Origin of the sequence: Pseudomonas sp. SWRI179 (assembly GCF_014268705.1) — a bacterium.
Lineage (GTDB): Bacteria > Pseudomonadota > Gammaproteobacteria > Pseudomonadales > Pseudomonadaceae > Aquipseudomonas > Aquipseudomonas zanjanensis.
Window position 1 is genome coordinate 15,587 of the sequence record NZ_JABWRA010000023.1, and the last position, 22,585, is coordinate 38,171.

Sequence of the window (22,585 nt, forward strand, 5' to 3'; positions counted from 1 at the left end):
ACCGAGCCCCCTGTGGGAGCGAGCTTGCTCGCGAAGAGGCCGGCACAGCCAACATCTTCATTGACTGAGCCACCGCCATCGCGAGCAAGCTTTGCTCCCACAGATCTGGTATCTGATGGGGGACGACCCGCCGTCAGGGCGGAACCATAAGCGGCCGCTACCGCAGCAACGGATATTCACACCCAGTCAAACAACCGATTTCGCCGCACCCAACCCCGGCCCAGCCGAATAACGAATCACACCAAGAACAGCCAACGTCGCAACCACCAACCCAGGCGAAGTCGCCAGCAATACAGCCGTGGTCCCACCCCCGGCCGCCAGGATCTGCCCAGCGGCCAGCGGTCCGGCTACCGACCCCAGGCGCCCGATGGCCACCGCGGCACCCACCCCCGTCGCACGCACCGCCGTAGGATAGGAGGGCGGTGCCAACGCATAGAGAACCAACTGCGCAGCCATGACAAACAACCCGGCGGCAAACCCGGCGATGGCCATAGGCACGATACCAACGGACAACCCGACCCCGGCCAGGGCGCTCAGCAGACCAGCGTAGACAAACAGCACCACCTTGACCCCATTGCATCGGTCCAGCAACAGGCCGCCCAGCAACGAGCCAAGGGCTCCGCCAATGTTGAAGAGCATCTGCACCAGGCCGGCCTGGGGTCTGCTGAAGCCTTGTTCCAGCAACAACGAAGGCAACCAGTTGAGCAACATGTACATCACCGTCAGGGTGAAGAAGTAGCTCAGCCACAGCGCCAAGGTAGTACGACCGCGACCTTCACCGAACAGCGCCTGGGCGGTGGAACCGCGCGAGGAGCCGCTGTCACCCTGTGCCTGGCGAAAGGCGCTGGATTCGGGAAGCCACAGGAGCATCAACGGGACCACCAGCAAGGGTGCCAACCCACCGATAAAAAACGTCATCTGCCAGTGCTCGCCAAACAGCATGGCGACCACGGCGGCCAACGCACCACCCAACGGCACCCCCGCGTACATCACGCTGATGGCCGTGCCCCGGCGCTGCTCGCCCACGGCTTCGGCGCACAGGGCAATGAGGTTGGGCAGGGCGGCCCCAAGACCCAGGCCGGTCATGAAGCGCACCAGCAACAGGCTGGAGAAATGTTCGACATAAGCGGTGCTGAGGGAAAACACGCCGAACAGCAAGACTGCCGCGATGAGGATTTTCTTGCGACCGATGCGGTCAGCGATCCAGCCACCGAAGAAGGCTCCCGGCAACAACCCGATGATGCCGGCGCTGAACACCCAGCCCATCATTTTCGGGTCGAGGGCAAACGTCTGTCGCAACCCTGCGGCGGCGGTGCCGGCTGACTGCAGGTCGAAACCCTCGATCAACGCAACGATGAAACACAAGGCGATGGTCAGCGTCGCACGACGCGCCGGACGGTCCATGGCAAATCCTCTTATTGTTTTTGTGAGGGAACACCGGCTCGAAGGAAAACCGGTGGGTGCATTTAAGATTAACAAAGCTAACTAAAAAATGAAGGGTGCGGACAGGACGTCAACAATCGACCAGTTCATGATGTAAAACAGAGGCTTGGGCAGAATCCTCGAGCGAGATAGTAAATTAGTTAATTACATTAATGTTCGATTATCGGACATTCTGGATTGACGAAGCGCCCGTACCGTTTCCATTCTTTGTTCGCGCGGCCCCCATCGCCAAGGTTGGGCCGATCAAAACAACAACAATAAATGGACACCAAACATGCCAAACCTTGCCCGGGATGCGCTGAAGGCGCGCCCTGTTTCATCGCTTGTCCCTCTGCTGGCCTGTCTCGGATTGAGCCTGGGTTCTCCGGTCTCGTGGGCGGAAGGCTTCATCGACGATAGCCACGGCACCCTGACCTTGCGCAACTACTACATGGACCGCGACTACAAGGACGACGGCGCCAAGACCGCGGCCAGGGAATGGGCCCAAGGCGTGTTCATGAACGTTGAGTCGGGGTTTACCCCAGGCACGGTCGGGTTCGGCCTCGACGTGAGGGGATTGCTGGGCATCAAGCTCGACTCGTCGCCGGACCGAAGCGGTACTGAACTGCTGCCTGTGTCGAGCAGCGACAAGCGCGCGGCGGATGAGTATTCGCGCCTGGGCGTGACCGGCAAGCTGCGTTTTGCGCAAACCACAGTGAAGACCGGCGATGTGTCGATTTTCCTGCCGTTTGCCTTCGCCAGCCCGTCGCGGCTGTTGCCTCAGACCTTTCGCGGTACGACCCTCAGCTCCAAGGATTTCGACGGTTTGGTGTTGAACACGGGTTACATCGACCGCATCGCCCGGCGCGATTCCACCGATTACCAGCCCATGAGCATCGCCTCGCCCAATCGTCGTTTCAACGGTGCGGCGACTTCATCCCATATGGCCTATGTGGGCGGCGACTACCAGGTCAACAAAGACCTCAGCTTGCGGGCCTACCACGCCGAAGTCGCGGATCTGTACCAACAGAATACCCTGGCATTGCTGCACAACCTGCCATTGGGCGACGGTGTGCTAACCACCGACCTTCGCAGCTTTTTCAGTGATGAAGACGGCGCGGCCAAGGCAGGCAAGGTGGATAACCGCAACGTTTCGGCGCTGGTCGGTTATCGCCTGGGGGGGCATCGCGTCAGCCTGGGCTACATGCACGCCAGTGGCGATACGGCCACGCCGTATGTGTCCGGCACCGAGCTGATGGGCTTGAGTGAAATGACCATGAGCTCGGATTTCCTCAATGCCAAGGAACGCACCTGGCAGGCCATTCATGACTACGATTTCGCTGCCGTGGGCGTGCCGGGCCTGAGGAGCCGATTGCGTTATGTGCGTGGTGACCACATCGAGCTGGCGGCCCTCAATGCCGAGGATCGCAAGGAGCGCGAGTTCCAGATGGAGCTGGGATATGTGGTCCAGAGCGGCCCACTGAAAAACGTCGGGCTGCTGGCGCGCAAATCGATCTACCGCAACGACTTCCCGGGTACGGCGGCGTTTCGCGATGAAAACCAGACCCGATTCCTGGTGACGTACAGCGTGCCGATCTGGTGAGTTTCGAGGTGCCTGGCGAGCTGTTGTGGGAGCAAGGCTTGCCCGCGATGTACGCACCGCGGTTCTTCAGAAATCGAGGTGCCTTCGTCGCGAGCAAGCTTTGCTCCCACATAGCGGGAGCAAGCGCCCTCGCCACAGGGGGTTATTGATAAACCTTCTTCAACAACCGCAGCAACTCCTCACGCTCAGCCGCTGAGAGGGTCGTGGTGGAATCAAGGTCGCTCTGGACGGCGATGTGCTTGAGTTCCTTGAGCAGGGTTTCGCCGGTCTTGCTAAGGAAAATGCCATAGGAGCGCTTGTCCGGTTTGCAGCGTACACGCACGGCCAGGGCGCGGCTTTCCAGCTTGTTCAGCAGTGGCACCACCTGCGGCGGTTCGATCGCCAGGGCCTTGGCCAGGTCGGCCTGCATCAGGCCGGGATTCTGGTCGATGATCGCCAGGGCGGAGAACTGGGCGGGGCGCAGGTCGTGGACGGCGAGCCGGCCGATCAGGTTCTGGAACAGTTTCAACTGGGCGCGACGCAGGGCATAGCCGATCAGGTCGTCCAGCGCGGAGTCCAGCGGTGCCTGCGCGTCGGTACCGGCGACCAGGGGCTCGGCGGGTTCGGCAAGCTTGGAAGACTTGGCCATCGAAGTGAGCTTCCTCAAAGTAAGTGATTAATAAGGCTATCCAGTTTGCCGAGGTTGCGGCGCGCTGGCTATGGGCTTGGGTACATTCAGTTTTTTAAATCTGCAACCCAGCCTCTGAAAAATACAGGTAAATCGATTAATAGTTAATTGACATAACTATTTTTCCGGTTTAGTTTTTGATCATCTTCAGCCAAGAACAAGAGAGCCCGCATCATGAGCAATTACGAAGGTCGCTGGACAACGGTCAAGGTCGATATCGAAGAGGGCATCGCTTGGGTCACCCTCAACCGCCCGGAAAAACGCAACGCCATGAGCCCGACCCTCAATCGCGAGATGATCGACGTGCTCGAGACCCTGGAGCAGGACCCCGCCGCCGGCGTATTGGTGCTGACTGGGGCCGGTGATGCCTGGACTGCCGGCATGGACCTCAAGGAATACTTCCGCGAAGTGGATGCCGGGCCGGAAATCCTCCAGGAGAAGATCCGTCGCGAAGCGTCGCAGTGGCAGTGGAAACTGCTGCGCATGTACGCCAAGCCGACCATCGCCATGGTCAATGGCTGGTGCTTCGGTGGCGGTTTCAGCCCGCTGGTGGCGTGCGACCTGGCGATCTGCGCCGACGAAGCGACCTTCGGTCTCTCGGAAATCAACTGGGGCATCCCGCCGGGCAACCTGGTCAGCAAGGCCATGGCCGATACGGTGGGCCATCGCCAATCGCTGTACTACATCATGACCGGCAAGACCTTCGGCGGGCAGAAAGCCGCCGAGATGGGCTTGGTCAATGAAAGCGTGCCCCTGGCGCAACTGCGCGACGTCACCGTGGAACTGGCGCGCAACCTGCTGGAGAAAAACCCGGTGGTGCTGCGCGCCGCCAAGCATGGCTTCAAGCGCTGCCGCGAACTGACCTGGGAGCAGAACGAGGATTACCTGTACGCCAAGCTCGACCAGTCGCGCCTGCTCGACACCGAGGGTGGCCGCGAGCAGGGCATGAAACAGTTCCTGGACGACAAGAGCATCAAGCCGGGCCTGCAAACCTATAAGCGCTGAGTCGACCGGCAAATGGCGGGCCGCATCCCGCTGTTCGCTGCGTCGCCCTGACGCTACTGTTACATCGCTGCAATGTGTTCCCGATAAAGACAATTAAAGAGGAATCACCATGCTGGACGTGCCCCTGTTGATTGGCGGCCAGTCGTGCCCGGCCCGCGATGGCCGGACCTTCGAACGCTGCAACCCGGTGACGGGTGAGGTGGTGTCTCGCGTGGCTGCCGCCACCCTGGAAGACGCCGATGCCGCCGTGGCCGCCGCCCAAGCGGCGTTTCCCGCCTGGGCCGCGCTGGCGCCCAACGAGCGCCGTACACGTCTGTTGCGTGCGGCCGAGCAATTGCAGGCCCGCAGTGGCGAGTTTATCGCCGCCGCCGGCGAGACCGGCGCCATGGCCAACTGGTACGGCTTCAATGTGCACCTGGCGGCGAACATGCTGCGCGAAGCCGCGTCCATGACCACCCAGATCAACGGCGAAATCATTCCTTCGGACGTGCCCGGCAGTTTCGCCATGGCCCTGCGTCAGCCTTGTGGCGTGGTGCTGGGCATCGCCCCCTGGAACGCCCCGGTGATTCTTGCGACCCGCGCCATCGCCATGCCCCTGGCCTGCGGTAACACCGTGGTACTCAAGGCTTCCGAGATCAGCCCGGCGGTGCACCGCTTGATTGGCCAGGTGCTCCAAGACGCCGGGCTGGGCGACGGCGTGGTCAACGTGATCTGCAATGCCCCGGCGGATGCGCCAGCCATTGTCGAACGGTTGATCGCCAACCCGGCGGTGCGCCGAGTGAACTTCACCGGCTCGACCCATGTCGGGCGCATCGTCGGCGAACTGTCGGCGCGCCATCTCAAGCCTGCGTTGCTGGAGCTCGGCGGCAAGGCGCCGCTGCTGGTGTTGGACGACGCTGACCTGGATGCAGCGGTGCAAGCGGCCGCCTTCGGGGCATACTTCAACCAGGGCCAGATCTGCATGTCCACCGAGCGATTGATCGTCGATGCCCGCGTGGCGGATGCGTTCGTCGCCAAGTTGACCGCCAAGATCGCCACCTTGCGTGCCGGCGATCCGGCGGCTGGCGATTCGGTGCTGGGCTCGTTGGTCGATGCCAGTGCCGGCCAGCGCATCAAGGGGCTGATCGACGATGCCTTGGCCAAAGGCGCGACGCTGGTCAGCGGTGGGCAGTTGGAAGGCAGCATCCTGCAGCCGACCTTGCTCGACGGCGTCACCGCACACATGCGCCTGTACCGCGAAGAGTCCTTCGGGCCGGTGGCGGTGCTGCTGCGCGGTGACGGCGATGAAGAACTGCTGCGCCTGGCCAACGATTCCGAGTTCGGCCTGTCGGCCGCCATCTTCAGTCGCGACACCAGCCGCGCGCTGGCCTTGGCCCAGCGGGTCGAGTCGGGCATTTGCCACATCAACGGCCCGACCGTGCACGACGAGGCGCAAATGCCTTTTGGTGGGGTCAAGTCCAGCGGTTACGGCAGCTTTGGCGGCAAGGCGTCCATCGAGCATTTCACCCAGTTGCGTTGGGTGACCTTGCAGAACGGTCCGCGGCATTACCCGATCTGAAACCCGTCGCATCGCGGGCGGCCCGGCCATGAAGGCCGCCGCCCGGATGCAGGCCAGAATAATAATGACAAGGCCGCAGCCCTGTGTTGCCACGCTCCGCTCGCATCGCGACCCGAGTGTGCCTTGGTGGAGGAAATGTACGTGAGTTCCGAGTCCAGATCGTCCTCCCGACCCGAGGCCGGGCGTTATCGCCAGGTGTCGATTGGTCACCCTGCCGTCGAAGTCCGGGAAGAGCGTGGCATCTTGCACATGCGTTCCCTGGAACCCCTGGCCCCCTTGCCGGCGCGTTTGCTCGAGCGCCTGGTGCACTGGGCCGAGGTGCGCCCACAGCAGACATTTATCGCGGCCCGTGAAGCGGGTGGCGACTGGCGTCGAGTCAGCTATGCGCAGATGCTCGACAGCGTCCGGGCCATCGCCCAAAGCCTGCTGAGTTACGGATTGTCGGCGGAAAAACCCCTGGCGTTGCTCTCCGGCAACGACATCGAGCACCTGCAAATGGCCCTCGGCGCGATGTACGCCGGCATTCCCTATTGCCCGGTTTCACCGGCCTATTCATTGCTGTCCCAGGATTTCGCCAAGCTGCGCCACGTCTGCGATCTGTTGCAGCCGGGTCTGGTGTTTGTCAGCGAAGCCGCACCTTTCGAACGGGCGATCAATGCCGTATTGCCGGCGGACGTCCCCTTGATCACCGTGCGTGGCGAGATGGCGGGCCGGCCTGGGACCCGTTTCGCCAGCCTGCTGGCCCAACCTGGTGGTATCGAAGCCGAGCAGGCGTTCGCCGCCACCGGGCCGGACAGCATTGCCAAGTTCCTGTTTACCTCGGGCTCCACCAAGCTGCCCAAGGCGGTGATCACCACCCAACGCATGCTGTGCGCCAATCAGCAGATGCTGCTGCAGACCTTTCCAGTATTCGGCGAGACGCCGCCGGTGCTGGTGGACTGGCTGCCGTGGAACCACACATTCGGTGGCAGCCACAACCTCGGCATAGTGCTGTACAACGGCGGCACGTTCTACCTGGACGACGGTAAACCCACCGCCCAAGGCTTCGCCGAGACCCTGCGCAACCTCAAGGAAATTTCGCCGACGGCCTACCTGACCGTGCCCAAGGGCTGGGAGGAATTGGTCAGCGCCCTGGAGCAGGACGGTGAATTGCGCGAGCGTTTCTTCAAGCGTATCAGCCTGTTCTTCTTTGCCGCGGCGGGCCTGTCGCAAACGACCTGGGACCGGCTCGACAAGGTCGCCGAGCAGCATTGCGGCGAACGTATCCGCATGATGGCCGGCCTGGGCATGACCGAGGCGTCGCCGTCCTGCACCTTCACCACCGGGCCCTTGTCCATGGCCGGCTACATTGGCCTACCGGCGCCTGGTTGCGAAGTCCGGCTGGTGCCGGTGGACGGCAAGTTCGAAGGGCGCTTTCGCGGGCCGCACATCATGCCTGGCTACTGGCGCTCGCCGCAGCAGACCGCTGACGTGTTCGACGAGGACGGTTTTTATTGTTCCGGGGATGCGATCAAGCTGGCCGATGCCAGCAATCCGCAACTGGGGCTGATGTTCGATGGACGGATCGCCGAGGATTTCAAATTGTCCTCCGGGGTATTCGTCAGCGTCGGCCCGTTGCGCAACCGAGCGGTGCTGGAAGGCACGCCCTATGTCCAGGACCTGGTGATCACCGCACCGGATCGCGAATGCCTGGGCGCACTGGTGTTTCCACGCCTTGCGGAATGCCGACGCCTGTCAGGCCTGGGGGCTGCGGCCAGCGATGCCCAGGTCCTTGGCAGCCCGCCGGTACGCCGATGGTTCGCCGACTGGCTGCAACGCCTGAACCGCGAAGCCAGTGGCAACGCCAGTCGAGTGGAGTGGATTGCCTTGCTCGATGAGCCGGCCTCCATCGACCGCGGTGAAATCACCGACAAGGGCTCGATCAACCAGCGGGCGGTGTTGCAGTGGCGGGCCGGGAAGGTGGAGGCGTTGTATCGCGGGGAGGATGCGTCGATCCTGCGGGCCGGTGCGGTGGGCTAAACACAAAACTATGTGGGAGCGGGCTTGCTCGCGAAGGCGGTGTGTCAGTAAACATTATCTTTAACTGACACACCGCCTTCGCGAGCAAGCCCGCTCCCACAGTGGCTCTGTGGTGTAGGCAATATTTGTGTGCGCCACCGGTCCCTGAGGGAGCCGGGCTTGCCCGCACACAGGTGGTGATGTTTAACGCCGCCCCAACAGCAAGCCCACCACCAGCCCGAACCCAGCGGAAATCGCCACGGTCTGCCACGGGTGGCCGCCGATATAGACCTCGGTGGCATCGACCATCGGACGGGTGCGCTCCCGGGCGCTGGCGACCGAATCGAGGGCCTGTTGCAGTTTCTGGGAGACCTGGCCGCGCAGGTTTTCGGCTTCTTCGCCCACCAGCGAGGCACTGCTTTTGAGCAGCTTCTCCGATTCTTCAATCAATGCCTTCAGTTCGCTGAAGGCCTGATCCTTGATTTGCTCTCCGTTCGTTTGCACGGTGCCTTTACGGGCCATGGAAATGCTCCTTGTGGATGATGGCATTGAACAATGGAGTGTTGCGCTTGTACAAAAGTTGCAGCGCGCGGCCCTGGCAGGGCATTCCATCGCAAATCGTGGTTAAGACGTTTCCCTGCAAGGTGTAAGATGGCGCCTATTTACGCAACAGGTAATTCCCATGAGCTTCAATCTGGCTGACAAGCCCCTGGCCGAGCGCGCCGCGCTGGAAGACGAAAAATCCCGACTCTTTGAACTGTGGCAAAACAATTTGGGCAAGGCCAAGGGCGATGCCGCCCGCCTGTTCGGCGAGCGCTCCAAGCGCAAGGGCAAGTGGGCCGAGTGGGTGCGTGCTGAGCTGGACGGCATGTCGCCCCCGGAATACGCCAACATGGTGCGCAGTGAAGTCAATCGCCTGATGGCCGCCAACAAGTAAGCCTCAGGCGAACGTCGCGGTAATGGCCTCGCGCACCTTGATCACCGCTGGGTCCATTTGCGTGTGGGTTCGCCAGCCCAGTTCGATGGGGTAGCGGGGCAAGGCCAGGGGGCAGGGCAGCAAGGCCAGGCCGCTGAGGTCGGCGATGGCCCGGGCGGCGTGGGTCGGAATCGTCGCCACGGCCTGGCTGCCCTTGAGCAGGAACGGCAACCCGGCAAAATGCGTGGTCGAGGCACAGACACGTCGACTCAGGCCAAGCCCGGCCAGCCCCTCGTCGGTGATACCGATGAAGCCCCCCGAAGACACCAGCAGATGTTCACGGGCCACGAAGGCCTCCAGGCTGAGGGTTCGTTGGCCTTGGGCCAGGCTCGCCGCGTCCAGGAGGCAGGCGTAGTCGCCTTCGCCCAACACCTGGCGGCTGAGCAACCGTTGGGCGAAACCGCCCGCCGTGATCGCCAGGTCAAAGTCGCGCTCCATCAAGGCCCGGCCGACGATCTGGCTGTGGGTCTGGCGGAAAATCAAGCGCAGGCCCGGCGCGCGGCGGGCCACTTCCTCGATCAGGCGGCGTCCATGGGCAATCTCGAAATCGTCCGACAGGCCGACGATGACCGAACGACCGTCATAATGACTGGCGTCCGGGTCGATCATCGCCAGGCTCTGGCGACATTTGTCCAAGGCTTCGCTGATCACCGGTTTCAATTGATTGGCCCGCAACGTCGGCGCCAACCCCCGTCCCGTACGCACGAACAATTGATCGCCATAGACATCGCGAAGCCTGCGCAATGCGGCGCTGATGGCCGATTGCGTCACGCCCAGGCGCACGGCGGCGCGGCTGGCGCTGGATTCGTCATGCAGGGCTTCGAAGGTCTTGAGCAGGTTGAGGTCGATGTCGGCGATATTCATGAGACTCATATCATTTAGCAGCATTCGGGGCTTTATTCATGATCGGCCGCTGCTTGAGAATCAGCAACACCTGATGATCAAGGAGTTGAAAAACCATGCCCAAATCCATTGTGGCTGCCCTGCAGATCGGTTCTTTGCCGGGTGGCAAGGGCGAGACCCTGGCGCAGATCCTTTCCTACGAAGACGCCATTCGCCAAGCCGGTGCACGCCTGGTAGTCATGCCTGAAGCGCTGTTGGGTGGCTATCCCAAAGGCGAGGGGTTCGGGACGCAACTGGGTTACCGATTGCCGGAGGGGCGCGAGGCGTTTGCCCGCTACTTTGCCAACGCCATTGACGTGCCCGGCGTGGAAACCGAAGCGCTGGCCGGGCTGTCGGCGCGCACCGGGGCGAGCCTGGTGCTGGGCGTCATCGAGCGTGTCGGTAGCACCCTGTACTGCACCGCGCTGTATTTCGAACCCGATGCAGGCCTCGTGGCCCGGCACCGCAAGTTGATGCCCACCGGCACCGAGCGGCTGATCTGGGGCAAGGGCGATGGTTCGACCTTGCCGGTGATCGACAGCCAGGTCGGCCGGGTCGGCGCCGCGGTGTGCTGGGAGAACATGATGCCGCTGCTGCGCACCGCGATGTACGCCAAGGGCGTGGAAGTCTGGTGTGCGCCAACGGTTGACGAGCGGGAGATGTGGCAGGTGACCATGCGCCATATCGCTCATGAAGGGCGCTGTTTTGTGGTCAGTGCCTGTCAGGTCCAGGCGTCGCCGCAGTCCCTGGGCATTGACGTCGCGCACTGGCCGGCCGAACGGCCGCTGATCGCCGGTGGCAGTGTGATTGTCGGGCCCATGGGTGATGTGCTCGCCGGGCCGCTGAAAGACACCGCAGGGTTATTGACCGCCGAAATCGACACCGATGATCTGGTGCGGGCGCGCTATGACTACGATGTGGTCGGGCACTACGCCAGGCCGGACGTGTTCGAACTGGTGGTGGACGAACGCGCCAAGCCCGGCGTGCGCTTCACGGCGTGATTCACCACGTCGCCGCGGAACCTGGCAGCTCGAGGGTCCCGCGGTCGACGAAGCGCATCGTGCCGAACACGCCGCCGGCGAGCTTGCCCTTGAGTACATAGGGCAGGTTGTCCAGGCTTTGGGTCTGGCTCAGGCCCAGGGTCTGGCGCAGCACGGAAAACGCCGAAATGCTCACCGGCACACTCAGGATCGCTTCGGAAAAGCGCGGGATCGAACCGGCCTGGTCACTGACCCCGGTCGCCAGCGTACGACCATTGACCTCCAGGTCCAAGGCCATGCCGTTGTAGTCGATGGCGGTTTCGTTGGGGTTTTGCACACGCAGTTTCACCGCGAAACGCACTTCCAAGCCCTGGTTGGGCAATGGCTCGATGCCCACCACGTTGATGTTCAGCGGGTCACGGTGCGGGAAGAGGGCGCAGGCGCTCAGGCTGAGCGTGATCAGGAAAACGGAAAGGCCGAGGATTCTGCGCATTGGATAAATTCTCAAAAAAGGCGGTCATTGAGCACGATACCGCACAGGGATCACGCGGCAACCAAAGAACCCTTGGCGAGAGCGCTTTTGTGGCGAGGGAGCTTGCTCCCGCTCGGTTGCGCAGCGACCGCAAAAGCTTGGGGCCGCTGCGCCCGAAGCGTCCGACCGGCCCAGCGGGAGCAAGCTCCCTCGCCACAAAAGCTCACACCACAAAAGCTCATACCACAGGGTTCATACCACGCAGGCTCATCGACACAGTCAAAGGGCTCCTGACAGTTTCTGACACCAGCCTCTGCTAATCTGCGTCATCTTTTCTTTGCGGACAGTCCATCGTGTCGCGTACCACTCGGCTGCTCACTTTGTTGCAAGTCCTGCGGGGCAAGCGTTGCCCCGTCACCGCCGCGACATTGGCGGGGGAACTGAACGTCTCCGAGCGCACCTTGTACCGCGACATTGCCGAACTCACGGCCCTTGGCGCGCCGATCCAGGGCGAGGCGGGCATAGGTTATGTATTGCGCAGCGGCCTGTTCCTGCCGCCACTGATGTTCACCGCCGATGAAATCGAGGCCATTGTGCTGGGCTTGCGCTACGTGGATCAGCGTGCCGACGAAGTATTGGGCAAGGCGGCCGCCGACGCGTTGGCGAAGGTCGCCGCGGTGCTGGCCCCGGATGTGCGGGACGCGTTGCGCAACCCCACGGTGCTGCCTGGCCCGCCGGGTTATGGCTATCCGCAGAACACCGTGGAACTGAATGTCTACCGCCAGGCCATTCGCGCCCAGGCCAAGCTGCACATCGACTATGCCGACGTGAACAAGACCCCGAGCCAACGGCTGATCTGGCCGCTGGCCCTGGGCTTTTTCAATGAGGCGCGGGTAGTGGTGGCCTGGTGCGAATTGCGCGGCGCCTATCGGACCTTTCGCACCGACCGGATTGCCTCGGCCACCGAGCAGGGCGAGCGCTATCCAGGCCGGCGCAGCGATTTGCTGCGGGACTGGTTTGCGTTGATGAAGCTGGACGAAACCGGGCGTTTCACTCCTGACAAAAACTGACACAGCGTTGTTCTAGCATGGTGCCAGATCGATAAAACAAGGAGCCATGCCATGTCCAACCCCGTCTCTTCCCTGGCCCCGGCCATCGCCGGCTACATCGCGGCTGCCAATGCCCGTGACAGTTCGGCGGTGACGCGTTTCTTCGCCGAGGACGCCAATGTGTTCGATGAAGGCCAGCACCGTGTCGGCACCCAGGCCATCGCCCAATGGATGGAAGACACCGCCCAGCGCTTCCAGCCGCGAGTCGAGGTTCTCGATGTGCAGCAACGCACAGGCAAGGTGCTGGTGCACAACCTGATCTCCGGCACATTCCCCGGCAGCCCGTTGGAGCTGCGCTATACCTTCCGGCTCGATGAGCAGGGCAAGATCAGTCGGTTGGATATTTCAATCTAGCGTCCTGCCCCAACGCTGTTACACCAGGAGTTGAACGCTGTTGTGCCAGGAGTTGAACGCCTTTGTGGCGAGGGAGCTTGCTCCCGCTGGGCTGCGCAGCGGCCCCAAGTTTTTGCGGTTGCTGCGCAACCGAGCGGGAGCAAGCTCCCTCGCCACAGGGGTTCGCGTTGAGTCCACAAGCAGGTGAATGACTCATCACCCCATGCTGTCATGGCATACTCCCCACCTTCGTTTTCCGGACCCGGGCCGTATGACTTTCGACTCCCCCCTGAGTGCTTGGCAGCACGCCATCGAACACCGCGGTTTCGTCCAGGATGAGGCCCAGGAATTGGCCATCATGGCACTGGAGCAATGCCACCAGGCGTTGCACGAAGGGCGCAAGTCGATCCAGGGCGTTTATCTCTGGGGGCCGGTGGGGCGTGGCAAGACCTGGCTGATGGACCGCTTTTATGAAAGCCTCAAGGTGCCGGCACGCCGTCAGCACTTCCATCATTTCATGGCGTGGGTGCACCAGCGTTCGTTCCAACTCACCGGCACGCCGGACCCTTTGCAGGCCCTGGCCAGGGAGTTGAGCGCGGAAGTACGGGTGCTGTGTTTTGACGAGCTGTTCGTCAACGACATTGGTGACGCGATCATCCTCGGGCGTTTGTTCCAGGTGATGTTCGAGCTGGGCATGGTGATGGTGAGTACCTCCAACCTGCCGCCGCAAGAGCTTTATGCCAACGGCCACAACCGCGAGCGCTTCCTGCCGACCATCACCGCGATCAAGCAGCACATGCAGATCGTGCCGGTGAACGGCTCGCAAGACCATCGCCAACACCCAGGCCAATTGCAGCAGCGTTACTGGTTGCGCGATCCAGGGCAACCCGACCCGTTGGGCGATGTCTTCGAGCTGTTGACCGCCGGGCAGGTGTCGAGCCGAGCGCCGATTGAAGTGGGCCATCGTCTGCTGGAACCGGTCCAGGCCAGCGATGCCGTGCTGTGGAGCCGTTACGCCGACTTATGCGAGCAACCGTTTTCAGCGTTGGATTTCATGGCGCTGTGCGACCGCTTCAATGTCATCCTGCTCAGTGACGTGCCTTGTCTGAGCGCTGAACAGCGTGAAGGGCGCATTGCTCGTGGCACCGAGGACGGCGTCGAACGGGTCGTGGCCGGTGATCGTGAGTTACCGCAGTTGTCGGTCCACGACGACGGCGTGCGACGATTCATCGCCCTGGTCGATGAATGTTATGACCGCAAGGTGCCGCTGTGTCTTTCGGCCGCGGTGCCGATGGATGAGTTGTACACCGAGGGCTATCTGCAATTCCCGTTTCGCCGTACGCTCAGTCGCCTCCAGGAAATGCAAATGCAACGTTTTGGTCAGTACGCCTGACCTGTATCCCGCCGACGGCATTGTGCCGCGGTACTACTGAAGTGAGATGGAAGGTCATGGAAGAAGCCAAGGACATCCTTGTTCTGCAAGCCAGCTACACCAACCCGGTCCACGCCGAAGCGATCTGTCATGTGCTCAACGGTTATGCGCAGGATCCGATGGGTGGGGGGCATCCGTTGCCGGCCGAGGTACTGCTGCACCTGCCGGAGGAGCTGGCCAAGCGGCCCCATGCCTTCAGCGTGCTGGCATTCGTCAATGGAGAACCGGCGGGGCTGGTCAATTGCTTCGAAGGTTTTTCAACCTTTGCCTGCCGGCCCCTGGTGAATATCCACGACGTGGCGGTCATGCCGGAATTTCGCGGCCTCGGGTTGAGCCAGAAGATGCTGCAGAAGGTCGAGGACATTGCCCGTCAGCGCGGTTGCTGCAAGATCACCCTGGAAGTGCTTGAAGGCAATGCCGTCGCCCAGGGCAGCTACGCCAAGTTCGGCTTTGCCGCCGGCATGTTCGACCCGGCCCACGGCATTATGCAGTTCTGGATCAAGCCCCTGTAAAAGCGGGCTTCTGGTGGGGTGCGATTATTTTTGCACCACTTCAGCCAAGGGCGCCTTGGGCTGCATCAGGCTGAAGTCGATCAGAGCCCTGCGCGGGGCTTCATATGGATTGCCGATCAGCAGCGGACGGGCCTTGAAGTCATCGCTGACCAGACTCTTGCTGCGGTCCAGTTCATCGAAGCTCAGGCCGGCCAGGTCTGCCCAGGTGTGAATCAGGTGCGAGCTGCTGTAGGGTCGTGACAGATCGCCGGCAAAGTTCCAGTCATGGTTTTCGCGCCACTTGGGCGAAGCCCAGGCCATGAAGGGAATGGTATACATCGGCGCTGTCGGCTTGGCTTCGTTACGGCCCAGCGTGCCGTGACCCTGCGAATCGAACACGTCTTCACCATGGTCCGAGAGGTACAGCAGGAAACCGTTGGGGTCGGTCTTGGCGTAATCCTTGATCAGGCTGGAGACGACGAAGTCGTTGTACAACACCGCGTTATCGTAGCTGTTGTAGGTCGGGACCTGATCATCACGCAGGCTCGCCGGTACGCCCTGGCGATCAGTGAACTTGTTGAACGTCGGCGGATACCGGTATTGATAACTCATGTGGGTGCCGAGCAAGTGCACCACGATCAGCTTGCGCGGGGCGCTGTCGGCCAGGGCCTTGTTGAACGGCTCGATCACGTCGCCATCGTACTGCGCGGAGTTCTGGTTGCGGTTGTTGTTCAGGTACACCTGTTCATCGGCCTGTTGGGAAAAGGTCGTGAGCATGGTGTTGCGCTTGGTCATTGTCTGCTGATTGGTGATCCAGAAAGTCTTGTAGCCGGCCTGCTTCATCATGCTCACCAGCGAAGGCGTGCTGAGGTACAGGTCCGGGTTCTGTTCGTCGGCGAAGGTCAGCACCTGTTGCAGCGCTTCGATGGTATAGGGGCGCGGGGTGATGACATTATCGAACACCGACAGCTGGTCCTTGAGCTTATCCAGCTCCGGTGTGGTTTCCCGCGGGTAACCGTAGAGGCTCATGCGCTGGCGGTTGGTGGATTCGCCGATCACCAGCACCAGGGTGGCCGGCTGTTCTGCCATGCCGTCCTTGAGGTTGCTCAGGGGAGGGATTTTGCTGGCGCTGTGGAGCATGCCTTGCATGTTCTCCAACTGCTCACCATAGCGACGGTAGGCCACCAGCATCTGCCAGGGCACCGCCGGCTCGATCCGGTTTTCGAACTTCTCCAGGCCACGGGCGAAGCTGCCGGTGCGCAGGGTCTGCTTGACCAGCGGATAACCGACCACGGCGAGCACGATGACGGTTGCGACAACGACGGCCTGGCCCCGGGGCAGGTACACCGGGCGCAGGCGGGTCCAGAGCCAATAACCCACGGCGGTATGGGCCAGGAACGCCGCGACCATCCACCAGGCAAAATACTGGGTCAGGTACTCACCGGCCTCAGACACGTTCGATTCGAACATGATGAAGATGACGCTTTGGGAAAATTCTTGCTGGTAAATGAAGAAGTAGCCCAGGCTCGCCATGGAGCAAGCCCACAACACCACGCCGATCAATGCCGCCAGCAAGCGCGTACGGGCAGGGAAGAGCAGCAGGGGCGCCAGCCACACCGCACTCATCACGAACGCTTGGCGAAAGCCGGCGAAACCCGAGGTGTCACTGAGCAGAATGAGTAGTTGGGTGATACCCGAGAAGTACCAGAAGAACAGAAACAGCCAGCCGAATCCGGCCCAGTCGAAACCTTTCGCAGTCGTTTTGCTGCGTTTGAACAAGCTCATCAAGCGCTCCAGCCTCTGTCGACGAAGCTGCTGGCACCGGACTGGTGGCCGCAGGCATACGCCGAGCAATCTTAAAGGCGGGGAGTATTACGAGCGGGTTGTGAAAACTTTGTTAGTTTTTCGGTTACAAAACGCAGGCGGGAGTGAATCAGGCAATCAAGACAGGCGAGAGGCGCCCCATCCTGTGGCGAGGGAGCTTGCTCCCGCTGGGTCGCGTAGCGACCCCAAAGGTTCGGCGGTTGCTGCACAACCGAGCGGGAGCATGCTCCCCCGCCACAGCTAGCGCCGTTATATAGAGGGTGTATGGGTGACACCGGCTTGGGGCTGGTGCCACTTTCCCGACGGTATGCCTCTGGGGCGGTTACCGAGCCAGGGACTGGCTCTGGTGGGACAGCTGTGCGTGTTGCAGCTGCATGCGCAGTTGCGTCACTTCATCAAGCAGTAGATCGCGTTCTTCCTTGAGTAGGCGCAATTCATCGCGACGAATGGTCACATAAAGGGTTTGGGGAGGACGTGCGGTAACGACTGGGCCCATTGCTCACCTCGCAAATGGCGTACATCAACTAGAGAGATGTCGCCAGTTTTTTTGGTCGACACCTCTTTATCGGCGCCGATTCTGAATACTTTTGCTCGTGAATGGAACTTTTTTATTTTTCATGGTCGCCGTGTCTTCGGCCGGTTTTTGAACGTTATCCTTTGTGATCGGGCGATTTACCCGGAAACTATGCAGCAATGCTCTGGACTAACCTCCACAAGTCCCCTTGAGCTAAACCTTTGACACACCTTTATTTGTAGTAGGGAGCATCAGCACATGCAACTCGGGATCATTGGACTGGGCCGCATGGGCGGCAATATTGCGCGGCGCCTGATGCTCAATGGGCACACCACCGTCGTCTATGACCGCAATACCGCTTTTGTCGAAAACCTGAGCCAGGAAGGCGCAACGGGCGTCGCGGACCTGCCGGCACTGGTCGCCGGCCTGGACAAGCCACGAGCGGTCTGGGTCATGCTGCCGGCCGGCGCACCCACCGAAGACACCATCAACGTCCTCAGCGAGTTGCTCGAGCCGGGCGACGTGATCATTGATGGTGGCAACACGTACTACAAGGACGACATCCGTCGCGCCCAGGCCCTGTCGGAAAAAGGCCTGAGCTACATCGATGTCGGTACTTCCGGCGGTGTCTGGGGCCTGGAGCGCGGCTACTGCATGATGATTGGCGGTGAGGCCGAGGTGGTGAAGCGCCTGGACCCGCTGTTCGACAGCCTGGCACCGGGCATGGGCAACATTCCGCGCACCCGTGACCGCACATCCGACGATGACCGCGCCGAACGCGGCTACATCCACGCAGGCCCGGCCGGTGCAGGGCATTTCGTGAAGATGATCCACAATGGCATCGAGTACGGCATGATGCAGGCCTTCGCCGAAGGCTTCGACATCCTCAAGACCAAATCCAGCGAAAGCCTGCCACCAGAGCAGCGTCTTGACCTGAACGTGGCCGATATCGCCGAAGTCTGGCGCCGTGGCAGCGTGGTCTCGTCCTGGCTGCTGGACTTGACCGCCGACGCCTTGGCCAGCGATCCGAAACTGGAGGGTTTTTCCGGCGAAGTCGCCGACAGCGGTGAAGGGCGGTGGACCATCGAGGCGGCCATTGAGCAAGCGGTGCCGGTGCCGGTCCTGTCCAGTTCGCTGTTCGCCCGTTTCCGCTCGCGCCAGCAAAGCACCTACGGCGACAAAATGCTCTCGGCCATGCGCTTCGGCTTTGGCGGCCATGTGGAGACGCCGAAAAAATGACCTCGATCGCCAGCAAATCCAAGGCAGAACCCGCGCCGCCGACCACGTTGTTTTTGTTCGGCGCCCATGGTGATCTGGTCAAGCGCCTGCTGATGCCGGCGCTCTACCACCTCAGTCGCGACGGTCTGCTGGGCGATGGGCTGCGCATCATCGGGGTTGACCACAACGCCATCAGCGATGTGGATTTTGCCAAGAAACTCGAGGATTTCATCCGCAACGAAGCGGCGAGCAAGGGCGGTGATGCCGCCCGCGCGCTCGACCCGGTGCTGTGGGCCAAGTTGGCCCAGGGCATCAGCTACGTCCAGGGTGATTTCCTCGATGACGGCACCTACCAGGCGCTGGCGGCAAAAATCGCCGCCAGCGGTACCGGCAACGCGGTCTTCTACCTGGCGACCGCGCCGCGCTTTTTCAGTGAAGTGGTCAGCCGCCTCGGTGCGGCCGGGCTGCTTCAGGAGCAAGAGGGGGCTTTCCGGCGGGTGGTGATCGAAAAACCCTTCGGTTCCGACCTGCAAACGGCCGAAGCGCTGAACGCCTGCCTGCTCAAGGTCATGAGCGAGAAACAGATCTATCGCATCGACCATTACCTGGGCAAGGAGACGGTGCAGAACATTCTGGTCAGCCGCTTTTCCAACAGCCTGTTCGAGGCGTTCTGGAACAATCACTACATTGACCACGTACAAATCACCGCCGCCGAAACCGTCGGCGTGGAAACCCGTGGCAGTTTTTATGAACACACCGGCGCCCTGCGGGACATGGTGCCGAACCATCTTTTCCAATTGCTGGCGATGGTGGCCATGGAGCCGCCAGCGGCGTTTGGTGCTGACGCGGTACGTGGGGAAAAGGCCAAGGTCGTCGGGGCGATCCGGCCCTGGTCGGTGGAACAGGCCCGCGCCAACTCGATCCGCGGCCAGTACACCGCCGGTGAAATCGGCGGCAAGGCCGTGACCGGTTATCGCCAGGAAGCCAACGTCGCTGCCGACAGCAACACCGAGACCTACGTCGCCCTCAAGGTCATGATCGATAACTGGCGCTGGGTGGGCGTGCCGTTTTACCTGCGCACCGGCAAGCGCATGAGCGTGCGGGACACGGAGATCGTCATCTGCTTCAAGCCAGCGCCTTACGCGCAGTTTCGCGACACCGAAGTCGACGAACTGCAACCGACGTACTTGAGAATCCAGATTCAGCCCAATGAAGGCATGTGGTTCGACCTGCTGGCCAAGCGGCCGGGGCCGGCCCTCGACATGGCCAATATCGAATTGGGCTTTGCCTACAAGGATTTCTTCGAAATGCAGCCATCCACGGGTTACGAGACCCTGATCTACGATTGCCTGACTGGCGACCAGACCCTGTTCCAGCGCGCCGACAACATCGAGAACGGCTGGCGCGCCGTGCAGCCGTTCCTCGATGCCTGGCAGCAGGACGCGACGGTCCAGCCCTACAAGGCCGGGGAAGATGGCCCGGCGGCCGCCGATGACCTGCTGACCCGCGACAGTCGCGTCTGGCATGGCCTCGGATGAGTGATCTGGTGAAGCATCCCATCCGGTTTTTACTCAGCGACATGGACGGCACGCTGCTGCTGCCTGATCACAGTCTCAACCAGCGCACCATTGAAGCGGTTCGCTCGTTGCGTGAGGCCGGCGTGCTGTTCAGCCTCGCCACCGGGCGACCGCCGCGGGCCATGTTGCAGCAGATCGAGGCCCTGGGCGTCGACCTGCCTACGGCGGCGTTCAATGGCGGCACGCTGGTTCATCCCGACGGCAGCTTCCTTGCGGTCCATTACCTGCCGCCCGAGGCCGCGCTGGCCACGCTGGCGCTGTACGCCGATCAGCCGGGCATCGAAGTCTGGGTCTTCGCCGATGGTGATTGGCTGGTGCGCGACGCCAACGGCCCGATGGTGCCGGTGGAGACCCGGGGGCTGGGCTATCCGCCGGTAGAAGTCGAAAGTTTCGAGCCATACCTGGAGCGGATCGACAAGATCGTCGCCACCAGCGCCAACACCGACCTGCTGGTGGAACTGGAGGCTCGGCTGCACCCGCTGCTCAAGGGCCAGGCCCAGGTGTCGCGTTCGCAACCGATCTACCTGGACGTGACGGCGATGAAGGCAAATAAAGGTGAGGCGTTGTCGACGCTGGCCGAGTTCCTGGGGGTGTCGCTGGAGCAGACCGCAGCGATGGGCGACGGCGGCAATGACCCGGCGATGTTTCACCGGGCGGGATTGTCGATTGCCATGGGGCAGGCGGAAGAGGCGATCAGGCGCCAGGCGGATGTCGTGACCGCTGCCGTGACCGAAGACGGCGCGGCCTTGGCGATCGAACGGTACATCCTCCTGTAATAAGCTGTCCGGGTCTTTGTGGCGAGGGAGCTTGCTCCCGCTGGGGCGCATAGCGCCCCCTGTCTTCGCCTGACACGCCGCGGGTGTCAATGCTTTCTTGGGGCTGCTGCGCAGCCCAGCGGGAGCAAGCTCCCTCGCCACAGGTTTCCTTTTTCTCAGCAGTATTTCTACAACCAGTACGTCACCCCATACCACCCCAAGCCACCCATCACCACGGTGTAGGGCAATGCCATCCAGACCATCCGGCCATAGGACAGGCGAATCAGCGGCGCAATCGCCGAGGTCAGCAGGAACAGGAACGCCGCCTGGCCGTTGGGTGTGGCGACGCTCGGCAGGTTGGTGCCGGTGTTGATAGCCACCGCCAGGGTCTCGAACTGTTCGCGGCTCATGTGACCGGAGACGAAGGCCTGCTTGACCTCGGTGATGTAGATGGTCGCCACGAACACGTTGTCGCTGATGGCCGAGAGCAGGCCGTTGGCAATGAACAGCATGCCAGGCTGCTGGTCGGCGGGCAGGGCCAGGACCCATTGGATCAGCGGCGTGAACAGTTGCTGGTCGTGAATGACCGCCACCACCGCAAAGAACACCACCAGCAGCGACGTGAACGGCATCGCGTCCTTGAATGCATTGCCCAGCCGATGTTCGTCAGTGATGCCGGTGAAGGCAGTAATCAACACGATGATCATCAGGCCGATCAGGCCGACTTCGGCAATGTGCAGGGCCAGGCAGACGATCAGGAGCAGTGCGGCAAGGCCTTGGACGATCAGGGCCGCGCGTTGACGTGCGGTGCGTTCGCGATTGTCCTGCTCGGCGTAATCGGCGAGCACGGCGCGTACGTTGTCCGGCAACAGCGTGCCATAACCGAACCAGCGCAGCTTTTCCAGCGCCACACAGGTTGCCAGCCCGGCTGCGAGCACCGGCAGCGACACCGGCGCGACTTTCAGGAAGAAGTCGGCGAAATGCCAGCCCATCTCATGGCCGATCAGCAGGTTCTGCGGTTCGCCCACCAAGGTGCAGACGCCACCCAGCGCCGTACCGACGGCGCCATGCATCAGCAGACTGCGCAGGAAGGCTCGGAACTGCTCCAGGTCGCCTTGGTGCAGCGAAGGCAAATCGTGGTCTTCGTCGACGCTGCTGTCCTGGCGCGGGTCGTTACCCGACGCCACGCGGTGGTACACCGAATAAAAGCCCACGGCGGCGCTGATGATCACTGCCGTGACGGTCAAGGCATCGAGGAAGGCCGACAGGAACGCCGAGAGAAAGCAGAACATCAAGGCCAGGATGGCCTTGGAGCGCACACCCAGGAGCAGGCGCGAGAACAGGAACAGCAGCAAGTCCTTCATGAAATAGATCCCCGCCACCATGAACATCAGCAGCAGGATGACCGGGAAGTTATGCAGCAATTCGTCGTAAAGTGCCTTGGGAGTGGTCATGCCCAGCGCCAGGGCTTCGACCATCAGCAGGCCGCCGGGCATCAGCGGGTAGCATTTAAGGGCCATGGCCAGGGTGAAGATGAACTCCAGCACGATCATCCAGCCTGCAACGACTGGGCCCAGTGTCCACAGCACGACGGCATTGAGGACCAGGAAGGTGATGATGCACGCCTTGTACCAACGCGGGGAATTCCCCAGAAAGTTATGCGCGAAAGCCTTAGCCATTGGACCGGACATTGGCTGCTCCTTTTAATTAGAAGCGCGCAACTTGCCGTAAGAAATGAGGAATATCAAGCGTAGGATGAATACCGTTCG

The 22,585-nt window shown here is 61.8% G+C and carries 21 protein-coding genes; 13 read left to right on the top strand and 8 right to left on the bottom strand.

Going from position 1 to position 22,585, the window contains the following annotated elements:
- Positions 1-186: 186 nt before the first annotated feature.
- Positions 187-1,404 (bottom strand): 3-(3-hydroxy-phenyl)propionate transporter MhpT, encoded by a 1,218-nt coding sequence (gene mhpT / locus HU767_RS14960; protein ID WP_186707638.1) that lies wholly within the window; start codon positions 1,402-1,404, stop codon positions 187-189.
- Between the two features lie 313 nt (positions 1,405-1,717).
- On the opposite strand from mhpT, the gene HU767_RS14965 reads away from it, so the two are divergent.
- Complete coding sequence (locus tag HU767_RS14965) at positions 1,718-3,025, top strand: OprD family porin (RefSeq protein WP_186707639.1); 1,308 nt, start codon at positions 1,718-1,720, stop codon at positions 3,023-3,025.
- 142 nt (positions 3,026-3,167) lie between these two features.
- Here the strand turns inward: HU767_RS14965 and HU767_RS14970 are convergent, their stop codons facing one another.
- Positions 3,168-3,653 carry a MarR family transcriptional regulator gene (locus tag HU767_RS14970; RefSeq protein WP_186707640.1) on the bottom strand — a complete coding sequence of 162 codons (486 nt, stop codon included), beginning with the start codon at positions 3,651-3,653 and terminating at the stop codon, positions 3,168-3,170.
- Between the two features lie 213 nt (positions 3,654-3,866).
- Between HU767_RS14970 and HU767_RS14975 the strand changes: the two genes are divergently transcribed.
- The 3 genes from HU767_RS14975 (at position 3,867) to HU767_RS14985 (ending at position 8,274) form a co-directional block, all read left to right on the top strand.
- Complete coding sequence (locus tag HU767_RS14975) at positions 3,867-4,697, top strand: p-hydroxycinnamoyl CoA hydratase/lyase (RefSeq protein ID WP_186707641.1); 831 nt, start codon at positions 3,867-3,869, stop codon at positions 4,695-4,697.
- Positions 4,698-4,806: 109 nt separating this feature from the next.
- Positions 4,807-6,255, top strand: a complete 1,449-nt coding sequence (locus tag HU767_RS14980) for an aldehyde dehydrogenase (protein WP_186729847.1) — start codon at positions 4,807-4,809, stop codon at positions 6,253-6,255.
- Between the two features lie 141 nt (positions 6,256-6,396).
- Positions 6,397-8,274, top strand: a complete 1,878-nt coding sequence (locus tag HU767_RS14985) for an AMP-binding protein (RefSeq protein ID WP_186729848.1) — start codon at positions 6,397-6,399, stop codon at positions 8,272-8,274.
- Positions 8,275-8,457: 183 nt separating this feature from the next.
- Here HU767_RS14985 and HU767_RS14990 read toward each other — a convergent pair whose 3' ends face one another.
- Complete coding sequence (locus tag HU767_RS14990; RefSeq protein ID WP_186707644.1) at positions 8,458-8,775, bottom strand: DUF883 family protein; 318 nt, start codon at positions 8,773-8,775, stop codon at positions 8,458-8,460.
- 160 nt (positions 8,776-8,935) lie between these two features.
- On the opposite strand from HU767_RS14990, the gene HU767_RS14995 reads away from it, so the two are divergent.
- Complete coding sequence (locus tag HU767_RS14995) at positions 8,936-9,190, top strand: hypothetical protein (protein WP_003181187.1); 255 nt, start codon at positions 8,936-8,938, stop codon at positions 9,188-9,190.
- Positions 9,191-9,193: 3 nt separating this feature from the next.
- Here HU767_RS14995 and HU767_RS15000 read toward each other — a convergent pair whose 3' ends face one another.
- Entirely contained in the window at positions 9,194-10,102 is a 909-nt protein-coding gene (locus HU767_RS15000; protein ID WP_186729877.1) for a LysR substrate-binding domain-containing protein, read from the bottom strand.
- Between the two features lie 86 nt (positions 10,103-10,188).
- Between HU767_RS15000 and HU767_RS15005 the strand changes: the two genes are divergently transcribed.
- Positions 10,189-11,112: a carbon-nitrogen hydrolase family protein gene (locus tag HU767_RS15005; RefSeq protein WP_186707645.1), complete on the top strand. Its 924-nt coding sequence runs from the start codon at positions 10,189-10,191 to the stop codon at positions 11,110-11,112.
- A 1-nt stretch (position 11,113) separates the two neighbouring features.
- On the opposite strand, the gene HU767_RS15010 is transcribed toward HU767_RS15005, so the two are convergent.
- Positions 11,114-11,584: an LEA type 2 family protein gene (locus HU767_RS15010; RefSeq protein ID WP_186729849.1), complete on the bottom strand. Its 471-nt coding sequence runs from the start codon at positions 11,582-11,584 to the stop codon at positions 11,114-11,116.
- A 332-nt stretch (positions 11,585-11,916) separates the two neighbouring features.
- Between HU767_RS15010 and HU767_RS15015 the strand changes: the two genes are divergently transcribed.
- From HU767_RS15015 to HU767_RS15030, 4 genes are all read left to right on the top strand, one after another.
- Positions 11,917-12,633 (top strand): YafY family protein, encoded by a 717-nt coding sequence (locus HU767_RS15015; protein ID WP_060742566.1) that lies wholly within the window; start codon positions 11,917-11,919, stop codon positions 12,631-12,633.
- Between the two features lie 51 nt (positions 12,634-12,684).
- A complete protein-coding gene (locus HU767_RS15020; protein ID WP_186707647.1) occupies positions 12,685-13,026 on the top strand; it encodes a nuclear transport factor 2 family protein in 342 nt (113 codons plus the stop codon).
- Between the two features lie 250 nt (positions 13,027-13,276).
- Positions 13,277-14,398: a cell division protein ZapE gene (zapE, locus tag HU767_RS15025; RefSeq protein WP_186729850.1), complete on the top strand. Its 1,122-nt coding sequence runs from the start codon at positions 13,277-13,279 to the stop codon at positions 14,396-14,398.
- A gap of 56 nt (positions 14,399-14,454) precedes the next feature.
- Complete coding sequence (locus HU767_RS15030) at positions 14,455-14,949, top strand: GNAT family N-acetyltransferase (protein WP_186707649.1); 495 nt, start codon at positions 14,455-14,457, stop codon at positions 14,947-14,949.
- A 24-nt stretch (positions 14,950-14,973) separates the two neighbouring features.
- On the opposite strand, the gene HU767_RS15035 is transcribed toward HU767_RS15030, so the two are convergent.
- Together HU767_RS15035 and HU767_RS15040 are read right to left on the bottom strand one after the other, a co-directional pair.
- The gene (locus tag HU767_RS15035; protein WP_186729851.1) at positions 14,974-16,713 is read right to left on the bottom strand and encodes a phosphoethanolamine transferase CptA; all 1,740 of its coding nucleotides are present in this window, start codon (positions 16,711-16,713) and stop codon (positions 14,974-14,976) included.
- 361 nt (positions 16,714-17,074) lie between these two features.
- A complete protein-coding gene (locus HU767_RS15040) occupies positions 17,075-17,248 on the bottom strand; it encodes a DUF6026 family protein (protein WP_013693491.1) in 174 nt (57 codons plus the stop codon).
- 252 nt (positions 17,249-17,500) lie between these two features.
- Between HU767_RS15040 and gnd the strand changes: the two genes are divergently transcribed.
- Genes gnd through HU767_RS15055 form a run of 3 tightly spaced genes read left to right on the top strand, consistent with a single transcriptional unit; the run spans position 17,501 to position 20,837 of the window.
- On the top strand, positions 17,501-18,505 hold the full coding sequence (gene gnd / locus HU767_RS15045) for a phosphogluconate dehydrogenase (NAD(+)-dependent, decarboxylating) (RefSeq protein WP_346343469.1): 1,005 nt from the start codon (positions 17,501-17,503) through the stop codon (positions 18,503-18,505).
- Complete coding sequence (gene zwf / locus HU767_RS15050) at positions 18,502-20,022, top strand: glucose-6-phosphate dehydrogenase (protein ID WP_186707652.1); 1,521 nt, start codon at positions 18,502-18,504, stop codon at positions 20,020-20,022. The genes gnd and zwf overlap by 4 nt, the downstream gene beginning before the upstream one ends.
- Complete coding sequence (locus HU767_RS15055) at positions 20,019-20,837, top strand: HAD family hydrolase (protein ID WP_186729853.1); 819 nt, start codon at positions 20,019-20,021, stop codon at positions 20,835-20,837. Before zwf ends, HU767_RS15055 begins: the two co-directional genes overlap by 4 nt.
- A gap of 167 nt (positions 20,838-21,004) precedes the next feature.
- On the opposite strand, the gene nhaB is transcribed toward HU767_RS15055, so the two are convergent.
- Positions 21,005-22,507 carry a sodium/proton antiporter NhaB gene (nhaB, locus tag HU767_RS15060; RefSeq protein WP_186707654.1) on the bottom strand — a complete coding sequence of 501 codons (1,503 nt, stop codon included), beginning with the start codon at positions 22,505-22,507 and terminating at the stop codon, positions 21,005-21,007.
- Between the last annotated feature and the right edge of the window lie 78 nt (positions 22,508-22,585).

Excerpts from the sequence above, each read along its gene's own strand:
- mhpT (WP_186707638.1), bottom strand. The coding sequence starts at position 1,404 with ATGGACCGTCCGGCGCGTCGTGCGACGCTGACCATCGCCTTGTGTTTC.
- HU767_RS14965 (WP_186707639.1), top strand. The coding sequence starts at position 1,718 with ATGCCAAACCTTGCCCGGGATGCGCTGAAGGCGCGCCCTGTTTCATCG.
- HU767_RS14970 (WP_186707640.1), bottom strand. The coding sequence starts at position 3,653 with ATGGCCAAGTCTTCCAAGCTTGCCGAACCCGCCGAGCCCCTGGTCGCC.
- HU767_RS14975 (WP_186707641.1), top strand. The coding sequence starts at position 3,867 with ATGAGCAATTACGAAGGTCGCTGGACAACGGTCAAGGTCGATATCGAA.
- HU767_RS14980 (WP_186729847.1), top strand. The coding sequence starts at position 4,807 with ATGCTGGACGTGCCCCTGTTGATTGGCGGCCAGTCGTGCCCGGCCCGC.
- HU767_RS14990 (WP_186707644.1), bottom strand. The coding sequence starts at position 8,775 with ATGGCCCGTAAAGGCACCGTGCAAACGAACGGAGAGCAAATCAAGGAT.
- HU767_RS14995 (WP_003181187.1), top strand. The coding sequence starts at position 8,936 with ATGAGCTTCAATCTGGCTGACAAGCCCCTGGCCGAGCGCGCCGCGCTG.
- HU767_RS15000 (WP_186729877.1), bottom strand. The coding sequence starts at position 10,102 with ATGAGTCTCATGAATATCGCCGACATCGACCTCAACCTGCTCAAGACC.
- HU767_RS15005 (WP_186707645.1), top strand. The coding sequence starts at position 10,189 with ATGCCCAAATCCATTGTGGCTGCCCTGCAGATCGGTTCTTTGCCGGGT.
- HU767_RS15010 (WP_186729849.1), bottom strand. The coding sequence starts at position 11,584 with ATGCGCAGAATCCTCGGCCTTTCCGTTTTCCTGATCACGCTCAGCCTG.
- HU767_RS15020 (WP_186707647.1), top strand. The coding sequence starts at position 12,685 with ATGTCCAACCCCGTCTCTTCCCTGGCCCCGGCCATCGCCGGCTACATC.
- zapE (WP_186729850.1), top strand. The coding sequence starts at position 13,277 with ATGACTTTCGACTCCCCCCTGAGTGCTTGGCAGCACGCCATCGAACAC.
- HU767_RS15030 (WP_186707649.1), top strand. The coding sequence starts at position 14,455 with ATGGAAGAAGCCAAGGACATCCTTGTTCTGCAAGCCAGCTACACCAAC.
- HU767_RS15035 (WP_186729851.1), bottom strand. The coding sequence starts at position 16,713 with ATGAGCTTGTTCAAACGCAGCAAAACGACTGCGAAAGGTTTCGACTGG.
- HU767_RS15040 (WP_013693491.1), bottom strand. The coding sequence starts at position 17,248 with ATGGGCCCAGTCGTTACCGCACGTCCTCCCCAAACCCTTTATGTGACC.
- zwf (WP_186707652.1), top strand. The coding sequence starts at position 18,502 with ATGACCTCGATCGCCAGCAAATCCAAGGCAGAACCCGCGCCGCCGACC.
- HU767_RS15055 (WP_186729853.1), top strand. The coding sequence starts at position 20,019 with ATGAGTGATCTGGTGAAGCATCCCATCCGGTTTTTACTCAGCGACATG.
- nhaB (WP_186707654.1), bottom strand. The coding sequence starts at position 22,507 with ATGTCCGGTCCAATGGCTAAGGCTTTCGCGCATAACTTTCTGGGGAAT.